21 protein-coding genes are annotated in these 23,326 nt (G+C 44.8%); 1 reads left to right on the forward strand and 20 read right to left on the reverse strand.

Going from position 1 to position 23,326, the window contains the following annotated elements; all coding sequences use genetic code 11:
* From H8704_RS12525 to H8704_RS12585, 13 genes are all read right to left on the reverse strand, one after another.
* Nucleotides 1-320: IS3 family transposase (locus tag H8704_RS12525; protein ID WP_249298476.1), on the reverse strand; the 320-nt coding region annotated here is incomplete at its 3' end.
* A 77-nt stretch (nucleotides 321-397) separates the two neighbouring features.
* The gene (locus tag H8704_RS12530; protein WP_249298477.1) at nucleotides 398-682 is read right to left on the reverse strand and encodes a transposase; all 285 of its coding nucleotides are present in this window, start codon (nucleotides 680-682) and stop codon (nucleotides 398-400) included.
* A 392-nt stretch (nucleotides 683-1,074) separates the two neighbouring features.
* Nucleotides 1,075-3,525, reverse strand: coding sequence for an ABC transporter ATP-binding protein (locus H8704_RS12535; RefSeq protein ID WP_249298478.1), 2,451 nt, complete (start codon nucleotides 3,523-3,525; stop codon nucleotides 1,075-1,077).
* Nucleotides 3,526-3,537: 12 nt separating this feature from the next.
* The gene (locus H8704_RS12540; protein ID WP_249298479.1) at nucleotides 3,538-5,733 is read right to left on the reverse strand and encodes an ABC transporter ATP-binding protein; all 2,196 of its coding nucleotides are present in this window, start codon (nucleotides 5,731-5,733) and stop codon (nucleotides 3,538-3,540) included.
* Nucleotides 5,726-6,406: an ABC transporter ATP-binding protein gene (locus H8704_RS12545; protein ID WP_330605999.1), complete on the reverse strand. Its 681-nt coding sequence runs from the start codon at nucleotides 6,404-6,406 to the stop codon at nucleotides 5,726-5,728. Before H8704_RS12545 ends, H8704_RS12540 begins: the two co-directional genes overlap by 8 nt.
* Nucleotides 6,403-7,683, reverse strand: coding sequence for an ABC transporter permease (locus H8704_RS12550; protein WP_249298480.1), 1,281 nt, complete (start codon nucleotides 7,681-7,683; stop codon nucleotides 6,403-6,405). Before H8704_RS12550 ends, H8704_RS12545 begins: the two co-directional genes overlap by 4 nt.
* Nucleotides 7,680-8,882, reverse strand: a complete 1,203-nt coding sequence (locus H8704_RS12555) for an FtsX-like permease family protein (RefSeq protein WP_182439755.1) — start codon at nucleotides 8,880-8,882, stop codon at nucleotides 7,680-7,682. The genes H8704_RS12550 and H8704_RS12555 overlap by 4 nt, the downstream gene beginning before the upstream one ends.
* Before the next feature lie 101 nt (nucleotides 8,883-8,983).
* Complete coding sequence (locus H8704_RS12560) at nucleotides 8,984-9,436, reverse strand: leucine-rich repeat protein (RefSeq protein ID WP_249298481.1); 453 nt, start codon at nucleotides 9,434-9,436, stop codon at nucleotides 8,984-8,986.
* Between the two features lie 181 nt (nucleotides 9,437-9,617).
* Entirely contained in the window at nucleotides 9,618-10,358 is a 741-nt protein-coding gene (locus H8704_RS12565; protein WP_249298482.1) for a glycoside hydrolase family 30 protein, read from the reverse strand.
* 1 nt (nucleotide 10,359) lies between these two features.
* A complete protein-coding gene (locus tag H8704_RS12570) occupies nucleotides 10,360-10,524 on the reverse strand; it encodes an AraC family transcriptional regulator (protein WP_249298483.1) in 165 nt (54 codons plus the stop codon).
* Entirely contained in the window at nucleotides 10,517-10,663 is a 147-nt protein-coding gene (locus tag H8704_RS12575; RefSeq protein ID WP_249298484.1) for a hypothetical protein, read from the reverse strand. Before H8704_RS12575 ends, H8704_RS12570 begins: the two co-directional genes overlap by 8 nt.
* A gap of 90 nt (nucleotides 10,664-10,753) precedes the next feature.
* Nucleotides 10,754-11,290, reverse strand: a complete 537-nt coding sequence (locus H8704_RS12580) for a M48 family metallopeptidase (RefSeq protein WP_249298485.1) — start codon at nucleotides 11,288-11,290, stop codon at nucleotides 10,754-10,756.
* Nucleotides 11,291-11,294: 4 nt separating this feature from the next.
* Nucleotides 11,295-11,789: a CinA family protein gene (locus H8704_RS12585; RefSeq protein WP_249298486.1), complete on the reverse strand. Its 495-nt coding sequence runs from the start codon at nucleotides 11,787-11,789 to the stop codon at nucleotides 11,295-11,297.
* A 191-nt stretch (nucleotides 11,790-11,980) separates the two neighbouring features.
* On the opposite strand from H8704_RS12585, the gene H8704_RS12590 reads away from it, so the two are divergent.
* Nucleotides 11,981-13,459, forward strand: a complete 1,479-nt coding sequence (locus H8704_RS12590) for a DUF1846 domain-containing protein (RefSeq protein WP_249298487.1) — start codon at nucleotides 11,981-11,983, stop codon at nucleotides 13,457-13,459.
* Between the two features lie 114 nt (nucleotides 13,460-13,573).
* Here H8704_RS12590 and H8704_RS12595 read toward each other — a convergent pair whose 3' ends face one another.
* The 7 genes from H8704_RS12595 to H8704_RS12625 all read right to left on the reverse strand — a co-directional run bounded on the left by H8704_RS12595 (nucleotide 13,574) and on the right by H8704_RS12625 (nucleotide 22,869).
* Nucleotides 13,574-15,259 carry a hypothetical protein gene (locus tag H8704_RS12595; protein ID WP_249298488.1) on the reverse strand — a complete coding sequence of 562 codons (1,686 nt, stop codon included), beginning with the start codon at nucleotides 15,257-15,259 and terminating at the stop codon, nucleotides 13,574-13,576.
* Nucleotides 15,260-15,292: 33 nt separating this feature from the next.
* Nucleotides 15,293-16,219, reverse strand: coding sequence for a chemotaxis protein (locus H8704_RS12600; RefSeq protein WP_118678342.1), 927 nt, complete (start codon nucleotides 16,217-16,219; stop codon nucleotides 15,293-15,295).
* A 25-nt stretch (nucleotides 16,220-16,244) separates the two neighbouring features.
* A complete protein-coding gene (locus H8704_RS12605) occupies nucleotides 16,245-16,946 on the reverse strand; it encodes a DUF4352 domain-containing protein (protein ID WP_249298489.1) in 702 nt (233 codons plus the stop codon).
* A gap of 137 nt (nucleotides 16,947-17,083) precedes the next feature.
* Nucleotides 17,084-18,628: a sensor histidine kinase gene (locus H8704_RS12610; RefSeq protein ID WP_118689555.1), complete on the reverse strand. Its 1,545-nt coding sequence runs from the start codon at nucleotides 18,626-18,628 to the stop codon at nucleotides 17,084-17,086.
* Nucleotides 18,629-18,664: 36 nt separating this feature from the next.
* Entirely contained in the window at nucleotides 18,665-19,336 is a 672-nt protein-coding gene (locus tag H8704_RS12615; RefSeq protein WP_022465533.1) for a response regulator transcription factor, read from the reverse strand.
* A gap of 34 nt (nucleotides 19,337-19,370) precedes the next feature.
* Complete coding sequence (locus H8704_RS12620) at nucleotides 19,371-20,483, reverse strand: FKBP-type peptidyl-prolyl cis-trans isomerase (RefSeq protein WP_249298490.1); 1,113 nt, start codon at nucleotides 20,481-20,483, stop codon at nucleotides 19,371-19,373.
* A 28-nt stretch (nucleotides 20,484-20,511) separates the two neighbouring features.
* Nucleotides 20,512-22,869 (reverse strand): M3 family oligoendopeptidase, encoded by a 2,358-nt coding sequence (locus H8704_RS12625; RefSeq protein ID WP_330606003.1) that lies wholly within the window; start codon nucleotides 22,867-22,869, stop codon nucleotides 20,512-20,514.
* Nucleotides 22,870-23,326: the final 457 nt, after the last annotated feature.

The raw sequence follows: 23,326 nt of genomic DNA on the forward strand, positions 1-23,326 counted from the left end.
TCAGGATTAAACTGCTCATCAAGGATATTTTGCAATTCATTACTGAAATCGGAATCCTTGGTTGTTACTGTCCATGGACGGATCCATTGGGCTTTGATGCCCATTTGTTTCATGTATTTGCCGACAGTTCTTTCAGAAACGTTTTCCCCTGTTTTACGCAATTCCCTTGTGATCTTAGGGGCACCATAATTCTGATGAGAATTGTCATAAATCTTTTTGATCTTTTCCTTGAGCAGTTTCCTGCGTTTGGCAGTATCGGATGGCATATGCCGTTTCCATGTGGCATACCCTGACCGTGAAACGCCTAAATATTTTAACATTCCGGAAACAGAAACCCGGCGTCCTGCTTTTTTAGCGTTTTCTGCTTTAACGATAACTTCGAGATAAACAGCTTCCGTTATTCGCCCAGAATGTTTATGGCTTTTTTTAGCACATCAAGCGCGTCCTTGGCATCACGCAATTCTCTCTTCAGACGGGCGATCTCTTTTGCCTCATCCGAAGAATAATTGCCGGATCCACGGCATTTCAGATTACCGGATTCCCGCAGCTCCTTCTGCCATCTGGACAGAGACTGCTGGCTGATGCCTAGATTTGATGCACAGCCGACCAATCCCAGTTCACGGTGATCATGATAGTACTGGACGGCATCCAGTTTAAACTGTTTGTCAAAATGTTTTGCCATGATAAATTCCTCCTTCAGTACGATACTTTTATTGTATCACTAATCGACGGAATGAAAAGCTCTCACTTTGACTTGTACTATTTATATTCTAACACCAGCTTCGCTCATTTCTCTGTTAAGAAATTTGCTCGCAAAACAGGGCATATGCCCTAACAATAAAAAAGAAATAGCATCCCCAACCCTCGCAAAGTTTAGGATGCTATTCTTATAAACATTTTAATACTGAGGGCAATCGGATAACACATCCGATAACCTTTCTAAGTAGATTATACATCAGGGTACTTGTACTTTCAAGTACCCTTTTTAATCATCCGGTGATAGATAGACACCCAGTGAAGCATTTAATGCATCCATTTGTCCTGTCAATTCTTTTCTTTTTTTGATGTTTTGCATTATTCCGTATATCTGAGTGGGAATCCCGGCAGATTACATTTCCAGACGGCACCATATGCCACTGTGACAAGTCCGGTCAATACACCGCCGAAAATCAACGCAATCCACCAGGTCATGTCCACAAAATAATTGAATGACGGAATCGAAGACATAATCTGCACTACGATCCAGCATATCATCACAACCGGCAGACATACAAAGCTTGTATTCCGGAGGGCATACAGCATTTTCATTCTCCACAGCACACTTCGTCTGATCCCCACGAACTGACTGACGATCATCTCTTTTCTCTGGGACAGAATCTGAAACCAGATCAACACAAGAATCACAACAAACACAACTGCAACAAAAGCAATCAGATATTCATAATCCATCCGGAGCATGGAATGCTTTTCTTCCAGTGCTTTCTGAAACTGTTCCTGTGTCGTCTGCTGCATCACAACCGGAAACTTATCTTTTCCCCGTTCCATATCCTTCCGAATCTGGGCGATCATTTTCTGCGGCGATTCCGCATAGGCATAACATTTGTGATCCTGAATCGCTTTTTCCCTGGAAATGTCATAACAAAATCCCTCCGGAATAATGTAATCATAGCCCTCCTCGGAAAAAGTTCCTGCAATGTAACATTCCCAACCCGTAAGATCCTTCAGGGTCTTTAAAATCGTTTCCTTCTTTTCTTTATCACTGGCGCCCTCCGCCTGTGCTAGGATTCTTTCCGAAACGAGCACCTCATTATCATTCAGATACAGATCTTTATATTTCTTTGGATACAACGCGCTGATTTCTTCGGCTGTTATCAAAGAAGGAAGCTCATATGCCATACTTAGCCGCAGGGTATCACTGCCATAAACGGACGGCTCATCCCGGCTGCCGATCCCAACGATCGTTACGGGATTTCCCGTAACGAAGGACACCTTCTGCCCCAGAAACTGTTTGTCATCCAGAAATAATTCCCGCAGAATATTATTATCCTGTCTTGCACGTTTTAAAAGCCACCGGTCCACCACGATCTCATTGCGGTTCTTTGGCATCCTTCCATATTGTATATCCACCGTCGAGATCTCCTTAACGGAAATCATGGAAAAATCCTGTACCTTGCACAGATGACCGGATAATTGCAGATAACCGTCATACTGCACATTCATGGTATCATTCAGTGCCGGCATGATATCGCTGTAGCCCCCTGCAGTCAGATATTGATCGTAAAAAAGTTCAATCCCCGACCGTGTAAAACCACCCTGTGAAAAATCAAAGGTCACCAAATGACTGTCTGTTGTCTGCAGAGCAAGCTTATTCAGAGAATCTCTGGAGCGGTAGTCCGTAAATATCAGAAATGTGACCACCGTAAATAATAAAAGTGTCAGCCGCATAAAAAGCCATCGGCCATGTCCCTCCGAAAGTCCGGCAGAAACCTTTAAGAGCTCCGGCAGCCGGTAATGCTGTCGGAAAGCCTGTGAAATACTCTCCAGTCCCAGCTCCTGCCCCTCCAGAGTATCCATATACTCCGGCCGTAGACCATCGACCACCTTGCAGTCACTGTCCTTTAACAGAATGATCTCTTCCTCGCCGGTTCCTTTGACAAAAAACTTGTGATTACGGTGAATGATCTGAATGGTGTTTTCCTGTGCAGTATTTTCCTGTTCTGTCTCCTCCTGCATTTCCTCTTCCTGCTCATAAAACTGAACCTGCAAATGCTCCAGTTTCTGCTGCGTCCGGCGATATTCCCCCAGATAAATATCCTTCCATTCCATACGGCGGATCTGTTCCGCCGCATTGTTTTCCCGGTCAGACACGATCCGCCCCTCCTCCAGATGAATGATCCTGTCTGCAAATCCCTTCACCATATTCTGTTCATGGGACACCAGAACCACCAGTGCTTTTTCGGAAAAGGCCCGCAACAGCTGCATGATCCGGATGGTATTCTCCTCATCCAGATTTCCGGTGGGTTCATCTGCAAAAATAATCCTTGGGCATGTTACAAAGGCTCTTGCCACAGCGACCCGCTGCATCTGCCCTCCCGAAAGATATTCCAGACGGCGGTTTTTGTACTTCTCCATCCCCACAGCCTCCAGAGTCAGCCGGATCCGCTCCTGTTCTTCCTCCCCGGAAAGCTCATACGGAACCAATGCCATCCGGACATTTTCCAGAACCGTCAGTTCTTCCCTCATATATTCATTTCGAAAGACAAATGCGATATTCCGGTTCCGGTATTCTTCCATAGAATTCTTCCGGGGCATGATCACATGTTTTCCTTCATATACCATCCGGCCATCGTCAAAACAGTCCAGACCGCTGATGCACCTTAAAAGAGTCGTCTTTCCGCAGCCACTCTCCCCCACCACGGCAATAAGACCATGGGACGGCAGTTCCAGATTGATCTCCTGTAATACATGTTTTTCGTTTTTCTTATGACGATCATAATATTTCTCCAGATTTTCTACCCGTATCATAGCCATCCCTCCTTACATGATCTGACGCTTTAACCACTTTTTATAAAATCTGCAATGTAAAAGCCATGACGCACACACACAGACAACATTATACAAAAGCACGCACACGGCTCCTGTGACCGTATAATAATCTAACATCACCCGCGCCTCCTCATTATAATGCAGAAGCCACACCACGATGCCTCCCAGGACAAGTACCGGTATAAGCTCCAGAATAAGCTCTGCTGCCTCGATCCAAAGCAAACGGTCCACCGTTATCCCCAAAGTCTGCATCAGAAACTCCTCTGGGCGCCGGATCCGGTAAAAGATCATATGCACCAGGATCTGTACCAGAAACATCACACCCAGAATCGCTCCCATGATCTCAAAAATATTCATTCTCTGCTGCAGCCGGTCCGGATCATACTCCGTCTTGCTGACACGGTATGTACTGACCCCGTCATACCCTTTTGCACGAAGACTTCGGATCACACGGTCCGTACTGTTATAGCTTTTGATATAGACAGAAATCTCCCCCGACTGTTCCTTTCCGTAATCGCCATAGCACTCACGAAATATCGGTTCACTGACCCCCAGAAAAAATGAAGTACTGCTGTGAGTCTTTTTTGTATATTGTACTGATATCTTCTTTTCTCCCATCTCCAGCTGCTCTGTCCCGGCAAAAACCTTCCTGAGTTTTTTGTCAAATTGATACAATATTGATGCCGGTACCTGAAAGGAATCATCCAGCGCCACTCCGGCTCCGGATGCCACATCGCTGATAAACGGGATCACCCGGAGGCTGCCCAGATATTTTCCATCCTTCCGGCCATAATTCATAATAACGTCCTCCGATGCCAGCGGAAGGTACAGCATCTCACAGAAATCATCCGAAAAATAAACCTGCGGTGTCCGGCCATTGCTGATTCCCGCCACCCGGAAGGTGTATTTCAGGGTTTCATCCCTGCCCCAGTAATTCCTGCATTGAAAAGAAATGTTGACCGTACCTCCTTTTGGGATGCCTACGCCTCGGGACACAACAATCTCCCCCGTTTTCTCTGCCATGGTTCCTTCTTTAATATCCTGTTTTTTTAGTACATAAACGGATTTCATATATCCCTTCTGATCTCTGGAACTTATCGTATACTCTATTTCATTGACCGCTCCGTACAGATCTGCCGCCACCACTTCGGGCTGCTTTAGTATTTCCTCCAGATCCGTCTTTCCCATTGCAGAACCATCGGAGCGTTTCACCAGAAGTCTCGTCCTGTCCTGCTCTCCAAAGATCGAGTCATCCGTCACTCTGGCGATCCGGTCATCCCGAAACATCTGGATTTCTCCAATCGAACCATAAGAGATCACGGCAACCAGCATCATCAGCAGAAGGATCAGCCCTGTTTTCACCTTATGACCCCGGATATTTTTCCATGCAAAATACAAAATATCTTTCCGGTCTGCTTTCCTTTGTAACCCGCTTTTACCGGGATCCATCGTTTTAAGACACTGCTTTTTGTCCCCGTTCTGCGCATCTGATCCATTTGTTTCCTGCAGCCTGACATCATCCATCACCTGCCCATTCCGGAGCGTAACCTTTCTGGAAACAAACTCCTGCGCCTCCGCAAAGTCATGGGTCACCATGATCACCAGACTGTCCTTTGCCACATCACGAAGCAGCCGGAGAATTTCCAGACTGCTCTGGTGATCCAGATTGCCGGTGGGTTCATCCGCCAGAATGATCGGTGCCGATACGGCAACCGCTCTCGCAATCGCCAGCCTCTGCTTCTGTCCGCTGGATAACTGTCCTGCCTTATGATTTTCATAGTCCTTCAGACCGGCCCGGCGTAATGCATTTACTGCTTTTTCCTGTGCATTCTCTTCCATTCCGGCAATTCGAAGCGCCATGATCACATTGTCCATCACCGTATAATGCTCGATCAGTTTATAATCCTGCCATATCATACCGATCTCCCGGCGGCGTATCTCATTCCATTCCTCCGGAGAGCAGGAAAAACACGACTCTCCATGCAAAAACAGATCACCGTCATCCAGAGGAATCAGACCACAGATCGCACGCAGCAGTGTGGATTTGCCGCTTCCACTTTCCCCGGTCACTGCCACAAATTCTCCCCGCTCAAACTTCAGGCTGATACGCCGCAGTGCCTCTACAACATGGGTATCTGTTTTATAATATTTACTCGCCAATTTTAATTCTACTAATGTCTCACGCAATATCCTGCACCCTTCCATCTACTATTTTGATGATCCGATCACAGCTTTCCGCCACCAGTCTGTCATGGGTCACGATCACCATCGTGGTTCCCTTTTCATTTAAGGTCCTAAGCAGCTTCATGATCTCCCCACTTGTCACAGAATCCAGTGCTCCCGTTGGTTCATCCGCAAATAGAATCTCCGGGCGATTCACCAGACCTCTTGCAATCGCTACCCTTTGTTTCTGGCCACCGGACAGCTTGCACACCGGTTTTCCGGCATACTCTTTCATGGAAACCGCCTCCAATGCCTCCAGTGCCATATTTCTTTTTTCCTTTTTTCTGCGTTTCTTTGCCGAGAAATCCAATGGCATCATAACATTTTCCAATGCAGTAAAATCCTCGATCAGAGCAAAATCCTGCATAACAATTCCCATTTTTTCATTTCGTATCTCTGCCATCCGGGCATCCCCCATTCTCCCGATCAGTTCTCCGTCCAGCAGATACTCTCCATTGTCGTACCGGTCAATGCAGGACAAAATATGTAACAGAGTGCTTTTGCCTGCGCCGCTTGCTCCCATGATAGCAGTCATCTCCCCGTCATGAATCGTCAGATTGATTCCCTTTAACACCTCACAGCCGTTCTCCTCTCCGAGATTATAGGCTTTATTCAGATTTTTTATTTCGATCATCATTCTCCCCCTCTCGTTAATATTTCCTTTGCACTCACTCCATGGGTCTCCCGACGTACCACACCGATCCCAAACAGAGTAAACAACAGACATAACAGCAGACACCCCGCCATCTGCCAAAGACCCGGTGAAATCACCGTATACTTTAACGCACCGCCAAACTTCAGCAAAAACAATCCCGCCGTCACCAGAAGAAAGCTTCCTCCTTCCAGAAGTATCATGCTGAATATATGGATTGACCTACACTTTTTCCACGACAATCCGTTAATGTAATACACCGCATAATTCCGCAAACTTTTCTGAACCATGATCGCCATATTACAGACCGTAGATAAAACCGTCATGATACATAATGTGATCAGGATCGGCAGGATCATCCGGACCTGTTCCCAGATATACTTTTTACTCTCCCTTCGGATCAATTCATAGTCTTTGGTATCTGTAGCCGTAGCGTTTTTCATTACCTTTTCCTGATTGCTGCTGATCACCTTCGGATCCTCGGTTTCCCAGGAAAAGAAACATTCCCCTAACATCTTCTCCGTCCATGCACCGGCATGCTGATGCTTACACCGCAGCAGATCGGACTGTATCCCGAAAAGATATAAGCCGTCATTATAATAATCATAATAATCCCAGAACAATGTCCGGTAGTCCTCCTTACTTTTTTTCCCCTCCAATTTGGAGCCCAGAATAGAAGCTCCGTTTTCAATAATGCCAATAACCTTAAAAGATATCTTGGTATCATCACCTTCATTGACCCAATCTCTCAATTCCTTTTCGGCACTCAGGGTATCTCCCACCTGATACCTGCCATCCTTTCCTCCTTTTTGTGCGATCACAACCTCCAGCTCCTCCGTCTGTTTATCCCGGTCAGAAAACCATCTTCCTGCTGCGATTGCCGGCCGATGACACTTCCACAGTGCCTCATCATATGCGGTCAGACTACAATCCTGCACATCCCCGTCAATGCCCACACCCCAGTTATAGCACCCCTGCACCTTTGCATCCGTCAGGCCGCTTTCAACTTCTTCTCTTGTGTATGCACAGCTGTAATGCCATTCTCCCTCCTTGTTCTTGTAATAATCCTGGTAACTCTCCAATGTATAAACAGCACCATTTCCGGACACCAGATCTGATATCTCCCGGTAGGTATTATAGCGGGAAACAATTGTAGATATCATACTCACCGTTACCGCAAAAACCACCACGTTTTGCACAAAGATCAAAAGCATCATTAACGGATGATGCCATAATTCTCTCCAGGCATATCTCCATTTCATACTCTTCCACCTCCAATCCGCATCCTTCCTTCTCCCTGCAGCCGTCTCCAGATAGAAACCAGCAGAATGATCAGCGAGGATATGTAATAAATCGCAAAAAGCTCCAGATATAGTTTCAGGCTGTAATGATCATCCACATAAGTGTAAAAAGAACTCATCATCCGCAGGGCAAACCGGTCATACAGAAATACCGACAGCACATAAACCGGCAGTGTCAGGCAGACACATTCCGCCAGAAACATCACCACGGCACGTCTCCGCTTCATCCCGCAGATCCTCATTGCCCGGATCTCCTCCTGCCTTTTTTCCAGAAAATACTGATACAGGATCACAAAATTTAACGCCGAAACCACTGCGATCAGAACCGCAATAATGATCATCGTATTGTAGAGATAAATCTTATCCATATCCGGCAGATCCATATCCGGAAGGGATGCATGATCCCCCAGTGTCTCCTCTACCACATCCTTTAACTCCGTGTACTGCAGACTGTTGACGGACTTCGTGAAATCAAAATTTATAAATTCATGCAGAGGATAGTCTTCCGGCAGGGATGTGATCGGGACAATGGGCTGATCATAAGTAAAATGTTTTCCTATGATCCGGTACTTTTTTCCCGCAATAGTCAGGTATTTACGATCCTTTGACCGGATGCTGTCGATATATGGTGTTTTCTGACTCTTAGACATAATTGCCTCATCCAGAGCAACCGGCAGTCCCTCTTTGTATTCCTCCTCTGTAAAAAATCTTCCTTCCGGCAAAGAATGCGCTGTGATATTGTCACGATACTGCTTCGACATCACGATCTCTCCGTTCTCCACACCAAACCAACATATATACGGAACATTATCCACAACCACCTCTGTTCCAACATCCAGTACCTCCTTTTGAAATTCCTCGGACAATTTTTTCAGCAGTCGTTTCAGATCTTTGATAGTGACATATTTTGTCCCCTTCCGTGGAATGATCCGGTAATCACTATCATTAGGATCACCCTTCTGTGTATACAGATCCTGAAGCTCTACGTCCAGCCAATCCGCCTCCACACTCTGGGCATCCTTTTCCTTCATAAAGGACTGATATAATGAATAGGAAAAATGAAGTAAAAAAACAGACGACATCACAGCAGCAATGGATAAAAGATATATCCCCCGCTGATTTGTCATAAAAAGACGAATGTTCCGCAATATATAACGCATATTTACCCTCCCCTTTATATAGAATAATGATTCCATATATTTAGTATAGCGTTATTATATCATGGAACATTCCATGTGTTTTTTAAGAATTCCTTACGAATTTATTTTGTAATTTTCATTGACTTTATGTATCCTGTTTTGGCAGTAAACAGCTTTTTGTATGCTGTCACATTCTTCTTTCCGCAGGAGATCTTTGCCTTTCCGGAAATTCCCTTGATGGCATTTTTGCCAACCTTTTTCAATCCGGAAGATTTGATCACAAGCTTCTTCAAAGCTTTATCTTTTGCAAATGCTTCTTTGCCAATAGATGTAACATTTTTACCGATCGTCACTTTGGTGAGACTGCTGCCTTGATCTTCTTGTTCTCCGTCTTCTTCAGGGCAACGGTTTTCTTCTCCCTCATAGGCAGCTCCCAGTACAGCCACTGCATCAACCGCAATACTTCCACTTGCCAGTTCAATTGTTACTGTATGCTCTGAATCTGTCAGATCATATGTCTCCATATTATCAAGATACTCATTATAATATGGTGCATACCCCTTGATCTTTGTCACTTCCAGATTATCAAATCTGGTATATATGCTTTAATAACATTTCCCTCTCCCCGAAGTTTTAAATTGAACCAGGTGCCCGGTGTTACTAACGCTCCGTCTACCGATCCTGTCACAAGCTCTGTTCCTTTGGAAGATGTCTTTCCTAATTTTGCACGCTGCAGTACCCAGGTTCCATCCTCATTTACCTTGAAGGAATACCCTGCACTGTTGCTAAGATTTTGTGTTCTTCCTGTCTGATACCCACCTGTGCATACTGGTTTTCTCTCTGATTCTCAAAAAACGCATCAATGGATACTGCATAATTCGTCCAGCGGTAATCTCCGATCAACGTGACCGGATCTCCTTTACTCCAGGCTCCGCCTAATCCCAAAGTATCTTTATAATCCTCCATCCCTCCGGTAAATCCACCCTTTCCGTCCACGGCGTTGCTGCTGGTTCCCTGAACTGCTGATGCCTTGCTTGCAAAAGGTACGCCTCTCCAGATACCTGCTGTATTCGTCTCATTCTCCCAGCCGGTAACCGCAAATTTACTGATATGTGCAAGAATAAGCAAGCCCGCATCATAATGTATCCAGCCGGACCATGGATCTCTGGCACTTAAAAGCTCTTTAAACGAATACTGTGCTCCTTCATAGAAAGAACCGATTGCCGGCTGATAAATTACATGTCCACGACGAGACTCCACAAGGCTCTTGATCACAGTATTTCCCATTTCCAAGGCACTGCCGGAGCCACCGATTCCGGTCCCCTCCACAGTTGGTCTCTTGTCGTTTGTGGACGGACGGAATGCAGAGTTGGAAAAGATTGCCTGCTCCTCACTATTCCACACCTCTTTATCGACTTCTTCTGCCAGCCATTTCATTCCACCGTTACGATCGTCGGCTGTTTTATAGTGATATCCAACCACATCCACTGCATCCATACTACCATGTCAGGCTTGTACCATGCCTTTTTCTGCAGTCCGTCGGTGTAATCCCTTCATACTTTTTAAACACCATGCCAAAATATGTTGGATTATCATAGCCCACCGCTTCTCCGATCTCCGCCAGCTCCTCCAACGTAATATCCGAAGCATAATTTTCATTCATATATCAGTACCGAACAGTATTCATCCCCATATAACGGATCCTTCGCCGCCCCTAACAGCTGATGAAAAAGCTTCTCTATCTTTTCATTAACCGCATCTTTTTCATAGGCAAAATCTATAAAGCCCAGTCCCTTCATCATTTCCGTTAAATATTCGCCACGAAAAACAATCCATTGATATTCCCCTCCTCCCCGTTAACTTTTTATGCTGTATATGAAACTTCCGGTATTTTAAACGGTTTCGTACTTTTTTAACTGATTCCGGTAAACCGCATATTCCGGACAGTACCGCGCTACCTCTTCCCAGAATAATGCAGAATGATCCATATGCCGCCTGTGAGCTAACTCGTGGACGATCACATAGTCCATCAGCTCCGAAGGCATATAATATAATTGATAGTTAAAATTTACATTCCCCTTTGCACTGCAGCTTCCCCAGCGGGTTTTCTGATTTCTTATGGTAATCCTGCCCACCTGTACATCCATCTTTTTGCAATAATAATCTACCCGGCCTGCAAAGGCTTCCCGGATCTTTTCCCATTCCTTTCCGCTAATCTCATCAACCGGCGGTGCCCCTGTAGAAACGGACTGTGCACGTCGTTTTTCCATTAATCTGCACTTATGCTCGATCCAGCTTCTGTGACTTTCAATAAACTCCTGTATCTCCCTCTGAGGCATCCGGAGAGGTACCCGCACGATCACGCTGCCGTCTCTTTTCACTTCCAGACTGACCGTTTTTCTTCTGGTTTTTATGATCTGAATCTCCATCGCTTTATCCCTGCTTTACATTAATAATTTCTGCCAGCTTCTCAAATACACGGTCTGCATAAAGCTGTTTGATCCCGTGACGGCTCTTCCCGGTCACATCGACATGAATTTCATCAACAAATACGCTTTCCTTCCACACAATGCTGAAAAATGCCTGCCCCTGCACACTGTCCGCATTATTGGGATCAAGATTTCCTGTCGTTCCGGTAATGCCAATGCCAATATCCGTATTTAACTTTTCTCTAACGGTTTCCGCCATAGCTTTCGCACATTCTCCGGAATAGACACCATACTCTTTGATAATTTTTTCATCAACACCGGCGCAAACCTTTGTTTCATTCAGATATGTCACAAAGCCTCCCGGAAAAACAGCCGATGCCCCTGATGTATCAGTGATCATAGATGCGATCATTCCTGACGTACAGCTCTCCATTGTAGAAATCGTGATCTGTCTGTCAATCAGACTGTTTATGATCCTATCCTGCTGTGTCTGTGTCATTTTTGTCACCCCCTGATATATAAAACTATATCATTTCTTTTCGGGAAAGAAAAGCCGCATTCCATTTTGAGAAAACATTATAATTTCTTATATTTTCACTGTATTTTTTCTTCCGGGTATGTTATCCTCATATGTGGTACATTAGATTATTATATTCGACAATATTCGATTGATTTACAAAGGAGAGTTTCATGAAACGTATTGGCTTTGATAACGATAAATACCTGTCTATGCAGTCAGCACATATCCGGGAACGTATTTCCCAGTTTGGCGATAAACTCTATCTGGAATTTGGCGGAAAGCTTTTTGATGATTATCATGCTTCCCGTGTTCTTCCCGGCTTTGCACCGGACAGTAAACTGCAGATGCTGTTACAGCTTGCCGATCAGGCAGAAATGATCATATCCATCAATGCTGCAGATATTGAACGCAATAAAATCCGTCATGATCTGGGCATCACCTATGATCAGGATGTGATCCGTCTGATCGACGTCTATCAGAAAAAGGGACTTTATGTCAGCAGCGTCGTCATCACCCGTTACGCAGGTCAGCCGTCAGCAGACCTCTTCCAAAAGAAGCTGGAGGATATTGGCATTCACGTCTATCATCATTATACGATCGAAGGATATCCCAACAACGTGGAGCGGATTGTCAGTGATGAGGGATATGGCAAAAATGATTATATCCAGACCAGCCGTCCCCTTGTGATCGTTACAGCTCCGGGACCGGGAAGCGGCAAAATGGCAACCTGTCTGTCCCAGCTTTACCATGAAAATAAAAACGGCATCAAGGCCGGTTATGCCAAGTTTGAAACCTTTCCAATCTGGAATATTCCTCTGAAGCATCCGGTGAATCTGGCATATGAGGCTGCCACGGCAGACCTGAATGATGTGAACATGATCGATCCTTTCCATCTGGAGGCCTACGGCGAAACTACCGTCAATTATAACCGTGACATCGAAATCTACCCGGTACTTGCCGCAATGTTCGAGGTGATTTATGGACACTGCCCGTATAAATCACCAACCGATATGGGCGTTAATATGGCCGGAAACTGCATTATTGATGATGAAGTCTGTCAGGAAGCTTCCCGTCAGGAAATCATCCGCAGATATTACCAGTCCCTGAACCGTTTTGTTAAGGATGAAGCCTCCAGGGACGAGATCTATAAGCAGGAGCTGATCATGAAACAGGCAAAGATCACTGTAAATGACCGCTGCGTTGTTTCCATTGCAAATGATCTGGCTGCTGAAAACGGCTCTGCCGCAGCAGCCTTAGAGCTGCCTGACGGAACTATTGTTACCGGGTCTACCTCCGACCTTCTGGGACCGGCATCTGCCGTTCTGTTAAATGCCATCAAGGTATTGGGGCATATTGATAAAAAGGTACATCTGATCTCCCGTACCTTTATCGAACCGATCCAGCATTTAAAAACCGGTTATCTTGGAAGCAAAAATCCACGGCTTCACACGGATGAGGTACTGATCGCACTTTCCATGTGTGCCGTATCCGATCCTAACGCCAAGCTGGCTCTGGAACAGCTTCCGAAATTATCCGGCTGTCAGCTTCATGTATCCGCAATTTTATCTGCGATTGATATTAACACCTTCAAAAAGCTTGGCATAGAGCTTACCAACGAAGCTGTCTATGAAGGTGCCGCAAATAATTAGTCCGCAGATGCCGTCACTTCCATATATTTACAGTACTCAAACTTCCCACACCAGAAAATAATACAGGGCATTGAGATGTTTTCTTTTCTCAATGCCCTGTTATTTTCTGCTCTATTATGAATTCTTTTTTTGTATTCCAAGCTTTACAACCTGGTCTGTATAAGCGTCCTTTTTTAAAGAAAGAAGCTCTCTCGCCTGTGCCTCCGACAAACCATACTCCTCGTCTAAAAGCGTCAGTATTTTTTCCTTACAGCTGTCAACATCCTTTTCAACCTCCAGATTTCTGGCCGTTTCAATATTTTCATCATATTTCTTCAAACCAACCAGCAAAGCATTTAACGCATCCGGATAATACTTCATATTGTCATAATTCTCATAGGAATTCAGGGATCGCTGTACCTTCATTACCGTAATGATTTTGTCGTATGTCTCCTGATCCTTCTTTTTCAGATCAGTTCCCAGAATCTCCCGGTATGCGTCAGTATATCTGCCATCATCAAAGAAGCTGACTGCCTGCTTCATCGTGGATTTGTAACTAAATATTTCAGTGCCGGAAATTTCTGTTGCCAAAAACATCGCCGCCAGAATCACTACAATGGACACTCCGACCTTGTTGAGCTTTCCTGTTACCTCCAGCTCCTCCTGAGCAGCTTCTTCTGCTTTTCTGGCTTCCTTTTCTGCCTTTTTCTGTGCCTTTTCTTCGGCTTTGGCAGCCTTCTTGAGTTCTTTTTCCTCTGCCTTTGCTTTTTTGGCTTCAGCCTTTTCTTCTGCCTTTGCTACTTTGGCAGCCTTTTTCTCTTCTTTGGCAGCCTCCGCTGCCTCCTGCCTTGCCGCTTCGTCCTCTTTATCCTTTTCCTTTTGGGCAAGCTCTGCCTCTGCAATCTCGTCTGTCACGATATTTCCAAAAAGACGTTTCAGTAATCCCGGCTTTTTCTCTATATCTTCCTGGCTGCCTTCCGGAGGAAGCTCCGGCATATCATCCTCAGACAGCCCCTCCAGTAATGCCTGCATATCATCCGTCTGACCATTTTCCTCCTCCGGCTCCAATGCAAGAATGTCATCAAGTCCAAAGGCTTCCTCTTCCGGCTCTTCTTCCAAAACAGGCTCCGGCACTTCATCCGGTTCTGCTTTTCCAGCCGGTGCCACAGCTCCATCCGTTTCTGTTTCAGAATCCTTTTGCATATCTGAGGTATCAGTAACATCTGATAATTCATTTTCTTCTGCTCCCAAAGAATCAAACACCGGCTCCTCCGGCTGTACTTCCTGCCCGGCTGCTCCTCCTGAAGCATCCAGATCATCCAGAAAATCCCCAACCATATCATCCAGCGATGCCTCTCCGGAAGTAGCCACAGGTATTTCCGGCGTTGGAATATCCGGCTGCCCCCCGGAAGTAGCCTCAGGTATTTCCGGCGTTGGAATATCCGGCTGCTCCCCGGAATCAGAAAACAATCCCAGATCCTCGATCTCACTCGGATCCGGCAGATCATCCAAAGATGCCATATCCGAGTAATCCATTTCCTGCTCCGGCTCATCCAGAGATACCGCCTGCGCACTATCCGAAGCATCATCCTCTGTCAAAGATGCCTCAGCCTGTGCTTGTGCAGCTTCATCCTCCAAAATACCATCCCCATCCAGATCAAGATCAGAAATGTCTCCCAGATCTTCTAAATCAGTAAAGTCATCATCATCCATCAGACTGCTAAGATCCTCCAGATCTACGAAATTTTCCAGATTTTCATATTCACTTATATCCTGTTCTGCAGCATCCCCTGCCACATCCTTTAAATCCTCTTCACTCAAGCTTCTATCTCCTTAACTATCTGTTCTATGATGTCAGACAGATGTTCCATCTGCATTTTCAATCTGCAGGACCTGATCAATCGCTCCCACTAACTGTCCAATCTCCGGCTTAGATAACTGCATATCGGCTCCAAGGCTCTCTCCCTTTTTCCTCATTTCGTCATTGATCAGAGAGGAGAAGATGATTACCGGAATATGCATCATCTGCTCATCACTTTTGATCAGTTTTGTCAGATGATGGCCGTCCATCTGTGGCATCTCAATATCTGTGATCACACAGGCCACCTTCTGATCCAGCACGCCCTGCTCCTGATATGCTGAAAGCTTATCCCAGCATTCCTTCCCGTTGTTCGTAAGGTCAATATTAGCAAAACCTGCTCTCTTTAAGCAATCTAAAAGCATCTTGCCCAGCAATGGAGAATCCTCTGCGATCAAAATCGGAGAATCCACTCTTGATCTGCCTGTCATATGCTCTACATCAGAGATCTTCAGTCCGGTCTCCGGATTGATTTCTGCAACAATTTTCTCAAAATCCAGAATAATGATCAGCCGACCTTCGATCCGCACAATTCCGGTAGCCATTCCCATACCGGAAGCATTGATCGTAGAATCCGGTTCGATAATGTCTCCCCAGGATACCCGGTGGATTCCCTCTACTCCCTGTACATGAAATGCTGTATTGAGATTATTAAAATTGGTTACAATGTACATATCTCCTGCCGTGGACTGTGCTGCCGGCAGATTCATTACTCTCGATAAATCTACAATAGAAATGATCTCATCTCTCGGCATAAAGATTCCCTCTATCCTTGCATCTGCATTTGGGATCGGTGTCGGCACCTGATATGGCAGAATCTCCCGGATCTTTGCCACATTGATTCCATAATAATTGCTGCCAACCCGAAACTCCAGAATCTCCAGTTCATTTGTTCCACTCTCTAATAATATCCCTGTCTCCATAGTATCACCCTGCCTTTCCACTCTCTTAATGTATCGCTATTTCACCTGTCATTTTTCCGTTTGTCACCTGAATGGACATATTTTGAAGCGTTTGTTTCTTGTCTGTTTCAAAAACAAGCACTGCCTCTGAGCTTCTGCCCGGTGCCATTTTTTCTTTAAAATACTGAAGATCATTTCTCAGGATCGTCATCAATGGACTGCCTACCGTCTCTCCATCTGCTGTCAGCGTATACTGCAGCTCTTTCTTCATCAGATTGACCTTTTGGCTGACCGATGATTTATTTTTAATGCGGAAATGAACAATCAAAAGCTCCTTTCCTTTATGTGCACTGATCGCTGCATCTGCCGAACCATATGTACTCTTGATCTCATTGGACATCTGCTTAATATCAACCTGATTCATGGCATAAACCTGCTCCGCCGCCACATAATTGACAGCCGGAGTATCAGAAGCTGCTCCCGGATCCGATGAATTCTGTGATGCTGCCGATGCTGCCGGCGAACCGAAAGGTACCGGCGTCCTTGTGGGCTCCGGCGTCGGCGTTGCCCTTAAAACACTCCTGTCATAATCCAGCATATCATCGTTGTTTTTATCGTACTTCAACAATGTACCCGCCATATACTCTGCTTCCATGCTCCGGCTGACATCATCCAGATTCGGTCCGGAACCGCAGCCTGTCAGCGCAAGTGCCATCACTGCTGCTGTTACGATCAATCTCTTTTTCATATCAATAATCATGCCTTTCTCAAAATACTACATTTCATATACACAGGCACACAAAAAAATACCTGTCACCGTATTATATGGTATCATATTTTCCCACTTTACGCAATGACTTCCATCGTTGTGAGAGGAACGAACCATTAACTTTTCCGGTCAAGATCAAACCAGAATTCTACACCATTCTGACAATTTCTGACTCCGCACTGCTGGTTCATGGAATCTACGATTGCCTTGACAATAGACAGACCGATACCACTTCCGCCATAAGCTCTCGTTCTTGCCTTGTCCACTTTATAAAACTTGATCCATATTTTGTCCAGCTCATCCTCCGGAATCTGATTTCCCGTATTAAATACTCTCACGCGGACTACGTTTTCTCTCATTTCCAGCGTCACACGGATTCTTTTTTCCCCATCCACATGATTGATTGCATTACTGATATAGTTGGTTACTATTTCTTCTACCATATACTCATCCGCCCAGACATAGACCGGCTCTGTCTCTTCCATGTAGATTTCAGCCCCCTTCTGTTCTGCCAGAAGAGTCGCAGACTGGATAACCGACCGTACTACCTGTACAATGTCAAACCGTTCAAATGTGATCTGATTCTTTCCGAACTCGATCTGGTTTAAGGTGAGAAGCTTTTTCACCATTTTATTCATTTTATTCGCTTCGTCTATGATAACATCACAGTAAAATTCCCTGCTCTCACTGTCATCATTAATATTATCATGAAGTCCCTCTGCGTATCCCTGTATCAGGGCGATCGGTGTCTTGAGCTCATGAGAAACATTCGACAGGAAATCCTTTCGCATCTCATCAATCTGTATTTTGTTTTCAATATCCTTCTGCAGCTCATTATTGGCAGATTTCAGCTCGGAAATCGTCTCCTCCAGCCGTTCCGAAAGAAGATTGATACTGTTGCCCAGCTTTCCGATCTCGTCCTCTGTATTAACCGGATATTTTGCCTCAAAATCAAGCTGGGACATCCTCGTTGCAATGTCTGTGAGGTATACGATCGGCTTTGTAAAATTGTTGCCGATCATAAAAAGCAGGATCCCTGAGATCAGCACCGCGATCACACCGATATATGCCAGAAAACGGTTAGAAACTGCCACGCTTTCTTTCATGCTCTGATAGTTCGTGCTCATATAAACAAAATCACCGGAATCAATACGGCCAAACAACTCCAGATAATATGATCCGATCCTCTCGTCATAGGATTTAAATACCTGATAACTTGTGTTTCCCTTGATAAGCTCTCTTCCGTCTCTCTCCACATAACCATTTACCAGCCCCACCACATAATCCATTGTCTTATCACGTACATTTTCCTTTTGGATATTGCTGAGACTGTCTGCCGATGGATAGCAAAACGTGTACTGTAAAATCCCAAAATAATCACTGATCCGGAACAGATATGTGTTCATAGAACCGTTTTCTGTCAGGGAATCCAGTGTATTAATGCTCTTCTCAGAAAGACCGTTTTGCCCTGCTCCCTTCTGAAAAGCATTGTCATTTTTTACAATATTATCAATCTTTCGAAATGAATCTGACAATGTGCTTATTTTACTATGCTGATAGTACATTGGTAAAAATAGCTGATTGGCCAGCCAGCATCCCAGAATTGTCAACGCCAGTATACTGCATAATACCACGATTAATTTTGTTTTAATTGACTGCATTTTCAGAAAAGATGCCTTTTTCTTGTTCATGATCTTTTACACCTCAAATTTGTAACCCATACCCCAGATCGTTTTAATATATTCTCCTTTGTCCCCAAGCTTGCTTCTCAGCTTTTTGACATGGGTATCAATGGTTCTTGCATCTCCAAAATAATCATAATTCCAGACATTATTTAAAATACGTTCCCTGGATAATGCCACGCCCTGATTGTTTATAAAGTATGTCAAAAGCTCAAACTCCTTGTAACTCAGTTCGATATTTTTACCGTCTATTTTTACTTCATGTGCTGCCTGATTCAGGGAAATTCCTCCGACCTCCTTCACACCTTCTTCTAATGCGTTGGTTCTCCGTAAAATCGCCTCCACACGGGCTACCAGTATCTTGGGACTAAACGGTTTTGAAATGTACTCATCCACCCCAAGCTCGAAGCCCTGTAGCTCATCCTTCTCATCACTTTTAGCTGTCAGCATAATAATCGGTACCTGAGAATATTTTCTGATCTCACGGCAAACCTGCCATCCGTCCATTTTAGGCATCATCACATCCAAAATGATCAACGCAATATCTTTATTTTCATAAAAGATATCTACGGCTTCCTCTCCGTCTCCCGCTTCCATCACATCAAAATTTTTCTTTACCAGAAAGTCTCTCACAAGCTTTCTCATTCTCTGTTCATCATCCACTACCAGAATTTTTAACCGCTCCATTTCACAGCCTTCCTTTCCATCTATTCCGCGACGATCAGCCGGAATATTTCGCATGATCTGCAATCCAGTTTTTCACCTGTTCCAGAAGCATCTGTCGCTCCAGATATCCCTTTCTGTCTTTCTCAAATGCCTCCGGCGAATCATACTCATCCGTCATATCCTCATATTGCTCTTTGATATATTCCTGCAATTCTTCCCTGGTATAGCTTATGTTTTCCTTTTGGGCAATTGCCTGAGCCGCAAGATACTCCTTTGCCGTATCCTCTGCCAGCGGCTCCAGATCCGAATTTACAAAAGTCTCCTCGCTGTCATAGCCAAATGCCGGGAAGATTTCTTCTTTGCTGCAATTATAGACTGCTGCCATGTCATAATATCCCTGAAGTACCTCCTGCTTGCAATCCTCCAGCAGAGATTTCGGATATTGATCCGCTTCACAGGTTTCCAATACATCTGACCATGCATATTCCGCCTTCTGGTCTTCATTTTCCTTGTGCAGCTTTTTCTTTAGATATTCATTATACTCTGCCGTTGTTTTGTATTTATTTTTGGACACCTTTTTTACGAAATCATCCGAATACTCCGGAAGAATCTCTTCTCCACAGATATACAAAACCGTTGCATGGAACTCTACGTTCTTTCCATCCAGTGCCGGATCACCATAAGTTCCCTCCGGTACCGGTACGGTAAAGACTACGGAATCCCCCGTATTGACTCCTGTGAGATTCTCCTCAAAGCCATCCAGCCAGTCTCCGGAACCAAGCTCTACATAATCCTCTCCACATGTATCATCCATTTTCTTACCGTCCACATACCCCTCAAAAGATGCCCGGATGGTCTGACCGGTTTGTGTGGTCCCTGTCAACTGCTCGTAAGATGCGTTATCCTCCCGTACATTGTCGATCTCATCCTGAATATCCTCATCCGTCACCTCCAGCGATACCTGTACTCCCTTATACTCTCCGATCTTAACATATTTTGCCGGATCATAATCCAGCTTTTCATCTACGGCACGATTCTTCTGCCAGTAAACCATTGCTCCTGCAGCAATCACTACAACGGCTGCGACAGCCACCATGATTCCGATTTTCTTGTTGGATAATCTGCTCTGTTTTTTCTGGAGTTTTGCTTTTTTCTTGTTCTTACTCATCGTAATAATACCTCTGCCTTCCTTTTATCTATGCTCCACTCAGCTGCTGTATCAGCTGCTGAATACATTCTTCCTCTAATGGATTCAACAATCCCACATCCCGTATCATATCTGTAAAAAATCCACTTGCCGACATCCGACAAAGCTTAAGATAGCTTTTCCAGGCTCTCTCATAATCCTGCTCCATCATAAGCTTATACTGCAACGCACAGATCTGAGCCAGACAGTAATCAATATAATAAAACGGCGTAGAATATATATGATGCTGTCTCTGCCAGAAACCGCCTTTTTCAAAAAACGGCATTCCTTCCATGTTCAGATGTGGCCGATACTGCTTTTCGAGTCGGCGCCATACCTCATGGCGCTGATCCGGTGTCAGCTCCGGATATTCATAAATAATCTGCTGAAATTCATCCACCATACACCCATAAGGAATAAAACAGATGGCATCCTCCAGCTGCATCTGACGAAACTCCGGAGCGGCCTCTCCAAAAAACAGTTCCATCCATGGATTTGTGAAAAACTCCATAGACATGGAATGTGTCTCTGCCGTCTCCATCGTAATATCCCAATGCTCCCGGATATCATCCTTTCCTGCCAGATATCCCTGAAAAGCGTGGCCGCATTCATGGGTGATCACATCCACATCACCGCTTGTCCCGTTAAAATTAGCAAAGATCAGTGGCATTCTCGGTAATGGCAGAAACTCCATATAACCGCCCTGTTTCTTTCCGGGATGACTCAGCACATCAAACATCTCCCTGCGAACCATCTGCTCCATAAATTCTGCTGTTTCTGCAGAAAGCTCCCGGTACATTTTCAGGCCGTTTTGTAAAATCTGCTGTGGAGTTCCCTCCGGTGCCGGATTTCCTTCCTTATAATACAGACCGTTATCATATATATGAAGCGTTTCCAGCCCCAGCCTCCGTCGTCTCCGATCCTGCACCTCTGATGCCAGCGGAACCCAGTACTCCTTGATCCATTTACGAAACTGTTCCATCTGAGAATGATCATAACAATTTCTCTGCATCCGGTAATACCCCAGCTCCACAAAATTTTCATATCCGGCCTTCCTCGCCTGCTCTGTTCTGTTGTGAACCAGCTCATCATAAATCCGGTCTAACGTCTCCCCATTTGTCTGGAGAAAATCCTGCAGCAAAGTCCATGCCTTTTGCCGGATCGCCTGATCCGGATCCGTCTGATATTTTCCGAGTTCTGCCATACTGATCGTATCGCCATTCCAGAGAAACTCCGCTGATGCCAGAAGTTTCTCATACTCATTCACCAGCTTGTTTTCTTCCTGCTGCAATTCCACCAGCTCCGGTGATGTCGATTTCATTTGAAGCTCTATATTTTTGAATGCAACCTTTCCGATCACCTTTTCCAGTTCTCCACGATATGGCGAATGATATAGAGCCTCGTGATATTTCATATCCCATAATTCAAAATCAGGAAGCTGCTCATCATAATAGGACATTTCCTGATCATAATACTGATCCGTAGTATCAATAGAATGACGGAACATTGCCAGTGCATACATCGTTGATACCAGATCACTCAGCCGGTAATACTCCTGATGGATCTTTAGCTGCTCTGCCCCGCTCTGCGCCTGCTCCTGCTGCCGTATCAGCTTTTTCAGATGTTCCACCGCCTGTTCCAGGTCTACCCGCTGATATTTCATTTCTGAAAGAGATTCCCCGTCGGAATCCTTAGATTCTGCCTGACTCTCTGCCGCTCCGGCAATCGTCACCATGTCATCGACGCTCCAGGCAATATAATCTGCCCCTGCCTTTTCCAGCTCTCCAATCTCTGCAAACCCATAATAAACACCCAGTGACGCAATGCCACAGTCCTTTGCCCCCCGGATATCGTGACGGCGGTCGCCGATCATAAGAACCTGTTCTTTGTCATCCTCTGATATCCCCAGGCGACGTAACGCTTCTTTTATTACTGCCGTTTTATTATTTCTGGATTCATCCATACTGGCTCCCACAGCCACATCAAAATATTTCATCAGATTAAAATGCTGCAGGATCCGCACAGCATACGACTCCGGCTTTGAGGTTGCCAGTGCGATTACCTTTCCCTGGCTTTTCAAACGCGATAACGCCAAAGCAATTCCATCATATGGTTTATTTTCAAATAAGCCAATGACACCATATCTTTCCCGGTATTTCACAGTAGCCTGAACCGCTGCGGCATGATCCATCCCGATAATGTCCTGAAACCCCTCAATCAGTGGCGGGCCCACAAACTGCAATAATTTTTCCCTGTCCGGGACTTCTATACCGGCAGCCTCTAATGCATAAATCACGCACTTTAATATTCCTTCACTGGAATCCGTTAATGTACCATCCAGATCAAATAATAGATATTTCCAGCTCATACTTCCTCTTTCTCACACAATATCCCTGTGTGCCACTCCTTTGACAATACATTCCATTACCATATAATATAGAATATTTTGTCCTTGTCCGCAAGCACCAGAACCCGATTTATCTGATTATCTTCCTTAATAATAGAATCCCTTAATAAATAATAGAATCATTTATCCCTATAAATCAAAAAGAGCCCCGAAGGGCTCTTTTGTGGATAACTCTCGTTATCCAGCGTATAATAGGGTGGGAGTAGAAAGTTTTCACTTTCTGTAGTAGATTATACGGATCATTTGTGTCCAAACTATGTTTATATTGTAAACATTTTGTTCATATTTCATTTTATTTTCCATACTTGTATACACGCATTTTGTATACAAGTATATTTTTGTCTATTTTCACAACTTTAATCGAAAAAAAATAAGGTTTTTTTAGAAAAAATTGTTGAAATCTCACTAATTTTATGCG

The organism is Jutongia huaianensis (genome assembly GCF_014384985.1).
Taxonomy (GTDB): Bacteria; Bacillota; Clostridia; order Lachnospirales; family Lachnospiraceae; genus Jutongia; species Jutongia huaianensis.